The 5,053-nt window shown below is 52.5% G+C and carries 5 protein-coding genes and 3 pseudogenes; 4 read left to right on the top strand and 4 right to left on the bottom strand.

Translation table 11 applies throughout. From position 1 onward, the window contains the following. Positions 1–315: 315 nt before the first annotated feature. Both Q0835_RS29300 and Q0835_RS29305 read right to left on the bottom strand, forming a co-directional pair. Entirely contained in the window at positions 316–774 is a 459-nt protein-coding gene (locus tag Q0835_RS29300; protein WP_298966915.1) for a hypothetical protein, read from the bottom strand. A 321-nt stretch (positions 775–1,095) separates the two neighbouring features. Continuing rightward, entirely contained in the window at positions 1,096–1,515 is a 420-nt protein-coding gene (locus Q0835_RS29305) for a CVNH domain-containing protein (protein WP_298966917.1), read from the bottom strand. 237 nt (positions 1,516–1,752) lie between these two features. Between Q0835_RS29305 and Q0835_RS29310 the strand changes: the two genes are divergently transcribed. Continuing rightward, on the top strand, positions 1,753–1,863 hold the full coding sequence (locus Q0835_RS29310) for a hypothetical protein (protein WP_298966924.1): 111 nt from the start codon (positions 1,753–1,755) through the stop codon (positions 1,861–1,863). On the opposite strand, the pseudogene Q0835_RS29315 reads toward Q0835_RS29310, so the two are convergent. Next, positions 1,862–2,549: pseudogene (locus tag Q0835_RS29315) on the bottom strand (IS630 family transposase); the annotation flags it as partial. The gene Q0835_RS29310 and the pseudogene Q0835_RS29315 overlap by 2 nt on opposite strands. A gap of 46 nt (positions 2,550–2,595) precedes the next feature. On the opposite strand from Q0835_RS29315, the pseudogene Q0835_RS29320 reads away from it, so the two are divergent. After that, positions 2,596–3,009 (top strand): annotated as a pseudogene (locus tag Q0835_RS29320) (transposase); the annotation flags it as partial. A 194-nt stretch (positions 3,010–3,203) separates the two neighbouring features. Here the strand turns inward: Q0835_RS29320 and Q0835_RS29325 are convergent. Then, positions 3,204–3,614, bottom strand: coding sequence for a transposase (locus tag Q0835_RS29325; protein ID WP_366142420.1), 411 nt, complete (start codon positions 3,612–3,614; stop codon positions 3,204–3,206). 33 nt (positions 3,615–3,647) lie between these two features. On the opposite strand from Q0835_RS29325, the pseudogene Q0835_RS29330 reads away from it, so the two are divergent. Both Q0835_RS29330 and Q0835_RS29335 read left to right on the top strand, forming a co-directional pair. After that, positions 3,648–3,941: pseudogene (locus tag Q0835_RS29330) on the top strand (transposase); the annotation flags it as partial. 194 nt (positions 3,942–4,135) lie between these two features. After that, positions 4,136–4,885: a calcium-binding protein gene (locus Q0835_RS29335; RefSeq protein WP_298966922.1), complete on the top strand. Its 750-nt coding sequence runs from the start codon at positions 4,136–4,138 to the stop codon at positions 4,883–4,885. The last annotated feature ends 168 nt before the right edge of the window (positions 4,886–5,053 follow it).

The raw sequence follows: 5,053 nt of genomic DNA on the forward strand, positions 1-5,053 counted from the left end.
GACCGCAGCGTACCGCCGATGCAGACATCAACGATCTGCTGCCATTCAACTTCCCGAAAACAACTACCGCCTGATCTAACCGGACGCTCTCCCGGTTGAACACATCCCAACAAATTGACGGCGTCAACGTGCTGGGAAATGGGCGCTTACCATACATCATCTGTGTCTAGCTCAACGATCGAGCGGAAGACCATGCAGCCCACCAGATCATTGTGCCGATTGAGGCGCTCGCCATTGTCGTAGCGCCCAACAGAGGCGGCGCGAGTAGAGCACTCCGACCTGCGACCAAGAAGAAGCACCACCTGCCCCGGTTCATCAAGCTGGCCTTTGATGTAGCGGCTGGTGGGGAGGATTTTCATGCGATAGGTGCACCACCGGAAAGACCGATTGTGTGAGGGGGTAGCCCCGTGCAATCAGATTAACCCAGAAGGATTGATCCGGTGCAGGTAGGGTGATCTTTGTGATGATGGGCAAGCCAAAGGCATTTACGGCGTTGCCAATCTCTTCCATGCTTTCAATGATATGCTGCACGACCAGCGGGTTTTCGACTAAGGTGTCATTGGCCACTATATGGACAGGGCGGGTGCGTTGCGAAGGCGGCAATGTCATTAGCATCTCAAAGACGAGATGGGTTACAAGCGTGCTATCCTTGCCGCCGGAATAGCCAATGATCCATGGCCAATCGTGATCTTGGCGATACTCATTAAGCAACTCTGACTGGATGGCAGCAAAGATGGCTAATGTATCGACGTCGAGTGTTTCTGCGCCATCCATGCGTAATCCCGTCCCATAGGCTTTGTGCGATTCACTCGCTGTATTTGTATACGGTTTAACAGCAGGGCTCTCCTACTGTAAATTGGGGATCGTGCCTATATCTAGAGTGATATGAAGCGTAAGCGCTCATTTCCCAGCGCGTTGACGCCGTCAATTTGTTGGGACGTGTTCAAATGGGAGAGCGTCCGGTTAGATCAGGTGGTAGTTGTTTTCGGGAAGTTGAATGGCAGCAAATATTCATGCATTTGCCCTGGGCAGCTCACGAGTAGAAACCCTCGCTGCACAACGAGGGTTTCTTGGGAGACCTTAGCTTCTCTTGAATCAACAGCTATCAGCCAAAACTAGGTTGCCGTTGCAATTGGTAAGCGAGCCTGCCGCTTGAGTGCTTGCGTTGTTGACCGACTGATCCCTTCTGCGGCATTCAGCTGTGATAACACCGCTGTTGTCATCAACTGCAAGATTGGTGCAAGTCTGGCTCCAGGAACCGCCCGGCTCCTGACATGAAAGCTGTCCGTTCCAGTTGGGGATGTCCCCTTTGCATTGATCTGCTTTCGCCAAATATGAACCAACCTCCTCAGCCGAACGGGTTTTGCAAATGGCGGAAAGTGTACCGTTTTCCATTGCAATTTGAGAGCAGGAGTCTTTGTAGCTTCCATTTGGCGCATCCTCAGCGCTAGCTGGAATAGTGGCTCCGAAAGAAAGTGCTATTGCTGCAATGATTGTGACTTTGGACTTCCACATGACTTTTCCCTTTCGCAATGGCGTCATAGGTGACACAACAATGAATAGAAAAAAAAATATTGCAATCAAAAAGAGTATTCAATTTGCTGTTTCAAAATATCAATGCTGTCTGGGAAATTCGAGAGCGCCATGGTGCGGGAGCGGACGCAAGCCGGCCTCAGTGCTGCACGTGCTCTGGGCCGCCGCGGCGGTCGCCAACCAAAGTTTACCCCCGAACAGCGCGCCGAAATAATCGCCATGCTCCAAGCTGGCCGCTCAATAGCCGATGTCAGCCGCCTGTTCCGCGTCCACCGAGCTACTATTAGCCGGATCGCAGCAGCTCATCGCACTATAATGTGCTCCCTCTAACCACGATGTCCCCCGGAGACAGGGATGGCACCAGCACCTGCTCGACATAGGCCAGAAAAGCCGGGCCATTCATCGCGCCATCCAGAACCATTGGCGCCGTCATACCTTCCAGCCTGAGCGCGCCGACGAATGTCGTGGTTTTCCAGTGGCCATGCGGGACCGGAGCTCTACAACGCTCGCCTCGCAGCGCCCGACCTCGCAGACGGGCCATCTTGGTATTGGCTCCGGTCTCGTCGATAAACACCAGGCGCTCGGGGTCAAGATCGGGTTGAAGTTCGAACCAGGCTTCCCGCCGCTGGAGAACGTCAGGACGCTGTTGCTCGCTTGCGTGTGCCGTTTTTTTTGAAAGTCATGCCGCGACGATCAAGTAGACGCCAGACCGTGCCTTGGGAAACACGCAGCCCATGGGCCTTTTCCAGATAGTCAGCCAATTCGGCCAAGGTGATATCTGGCGTCGCGTCGATCATAGCCAAGACTTCATCTGCATGGGCTTCCATCCGTCCCGAACGGTTGTCGCAGCCTTGCTGGGCCGGATCAACAGGTCCTTCTTGGAAGCATTGATTGACCCACCTGATCGCCGTCGAAGGCGAAACACCAAACCGTTTGGCCGCGGAACGGCGGGACATCCCGCCTTCGACGGCAACAACCAAACGGTGACGCAGATCAGTCGACAAGGCTTGTGACATAGAGGCTGGCCTCCTTCGCCAGCCCCCATTTTGATGATGTGGACGTGGCCACTGGAAAACCACGACATTCGTCGGCGCGCTCAGGCTGGAAGGTATGACGGCGCTAATGGTTCAGGATGGCGCGATGAATGGCCCGGCTTTTCCGGCCTATGTCGAGCAGGTGCTGGTGCCATCCCTGTCTCCGGGGGGCATCGTGGTCATGGACAACCTGCCGGCTCACAAACCCGCAGCCATACGTGAGGCGATCCAGGCTGCCGGCGCGCAATTGCGCTTCCTGCCGCCGTACAGCCCCGACTTCAACCCGATCGAGATGGCCTTTTCGAAACTCAAGGCGCTATTGCGTGTCAAGGCTGAGCGTACAGTTGACGCCTTGTGGAACTCCGTTGGTGACCTTTGCGCCCACTTCAAGCCACAGGAATGTGCCAACTGCTTCGCCGCCGCCGGATATGAACCAACATAAAACGGATGCGGATTAGTACTACAGTTGCGTATTTAGGTTTTTCTTATAGTGAGCGGTTGCGGCGTTGAATTGGTGTTTTCGTCGTCATATTGACCAATCCATTACGAATGAGGCGGCGATTAGCGGTTTCAAAAGCAATCGCGCCAGAAGATATTTGATTTCCGCGGTGCTTGGCAGGAGTTTCGACATGATACTCAATCGGCGATGCGGCTGCATGGACTCGTTTCGTTCGCTTTCCTGAACGCGTTTCGCTTCAATGCGGCAGACAGCCTTGCCAGGAAAGCCGCCGCGGCCATAACGAGGCTCATGTGCCTTTGCCAGCCGTGCCAAGACCGCGCCTCACAATGATCGAGACCCAGGTCATCCTTGGCCCGCAGGAAGCATTCCTCAATAGTCCAGCGCAGGCCCACCGCCCTCGCCAGTTCCTCAGGGGTTGTGCCTTCGGGAGCAAAAGACAGATAGTAGGCGAACTTGTCGGGCTCTTTCCGGCTACGGCGGATCAACAGCCATCGTTCAAACCCTTCGTCCACAATGTAAGGCAAGGCTATCCACGCCCAGTCGTAGAGCCACATTCCCTTTGCCCCTTGGCCCGCCGGCAGCGGCATCCAGGCGGCAGCCCGTATTCCCGAAGGTGTTACGGGCCGGAATTCGTTGCTCAAGCCGTCAGGGACTGGATCAACGCTGTGGGTGCCAAGACCGCGTACATCGAACCTGGTTCGCCATGGGAAAACGGATACTGCGAGAACTTCAACGCCCGCTTTCGGGATGAGTTGCTGGATGGAGAAACCTTCTACTGCCTGAAGGAAGCGCAAATCCTGATTGAACAATGGAGGAAACACTACAATACCAAGCGTCCACACAGCGCCTTGGGATACCGACCACCGGCACCGGAGACCATCATTCAAATGGACCGCAGCCCAGTCATGCACTAACAATCAAAACGGACCACTCGACTGGGGCTTATCAGGATGATTACCCAACCAGATCAGGGGTTGCAAGCAGCTGAGGTCCATATATGTCCAAAAAAAGACAATACATTATATTATAATATTAAATCGATTAACATTTGTTTATTTTTACTCTTCCTTATCTTTAATTAGGTTAATTTTGCGTAAGGAGTGTAAAAATGAATATCTACGACAGCTTTTACAAGCATGATAACAAATATGAGAAATTCCTTGGTACGAATATGTCTGACACCATAGAACTGAAGGATCACAGCAGTTTCAATGTGGTTGCTTCATATGGTGGTGACGATATCGCAATTGGGTCAAAAGGTGATGATGCTATAATTACCGGACCGGGATCGGATTTCGCATTTGGTGGGCGAGGTGATGATCGTATTTGGGGCGGGGACGGAAAAGACTTCCTCTTCGGTGGAGACGGTGATGATGTTGTGACGGGAGGAAATGGTGATGATGTATTGAAAGGCGGTAACGGAGTTGATTCTATTTCGGCAGGGAGTGGAAACGATGACGTCAGCGGTGGCGGAGGAGACGACAAACTGGATGGTGCTTACGGGGATGATTTGTTGCTTGGAGAAGCAGGCGCTGATTTTCTAAGTGGTCGAAGCGGAAGCGATCGATTGCTAGGCGGAGCGGGCAACGATATTCTAATAGGTGGAGATGGAGACGATACCTTTCAGTTTTACGCCTATGAAGAAGGGCATGATACGATTGAAGACTTTGCAACTGGATCGGCGTCAGAAGATATAATTGAACTGGATAGTGAACTAATTTCTTCCTTTGAAGAACTACTCTCGGCTGGTTCAGAAAATTCATCGGGTACGACCATTGAAATAAACGAGAATTATTCAATCCACCTCACAAATGTTCGCGTAAGTGACTTGCATTCGGATAACTTTTTGTTTGTTTAGGTGTTCAGTCCCGGGAAGTGAAGGGTTGGATCATCGCTGAAGAGTTTGGACTCTTCGGTCCAGCGCTTGATGACGTGTTCGAATGGCTTTGTCTGAAGTGGTCCCTGAAATTCGGACAGGTTACTAAGGTGTATCCCATTGATTTGAAGGGATACGAGAATGGCGAAA

This window comes from uncultured Roseibium sp. (assembly GCF_947499295.1).
In the GTDB taxonomy this organism is placed as follows: Bacteria; Pseudomonadota; Alphaproteobacteria; order Rhizobiales; family Stappiaceae; genus Roseibium.

What these genes read in the sequence shown, in the direction of transcription:
- Q0835_RS29305 (WP_298966917.1), bottom strand. Translation starts at nt 1,515, where the DNA reads ATGTGGAAGTCCAAAGTCACAATCATTGCAGCAATAGCACTTTCTTTC.
- Q0835_RS29310 (WP_298966924.1), top strand. Translation starts at nt 1,753, where the DNA reads ATGCTCCAAGCTGGCCGCTCAATAGCCGATGTCAGCCGCCTGTTCCGC.
- Q0835_RS29300 (WP_298966915.1), bottom strand. Translation starts at nt 774, where the DNA reads ATGGATGGCGCAGAAACACTCGACGTCGATACATTAGCCATCTTTGCT.
- Q0835_RS29335 (WP_298966922.1), top strand. Translation starts at nt 4,136, where the DNA reads ATGAATATCTACGACAGCTTTTACAAGCATGATAACAAATATGAGAAA.
- Q0835_RS29325 (WP_366142420.1), bottom strand. Translation starts at nt 3,614, where the DNA reads ATGCCGCTGCCGGCGGGCCAAGGGGCAAAGGGAATGTGGCTCTACGAC.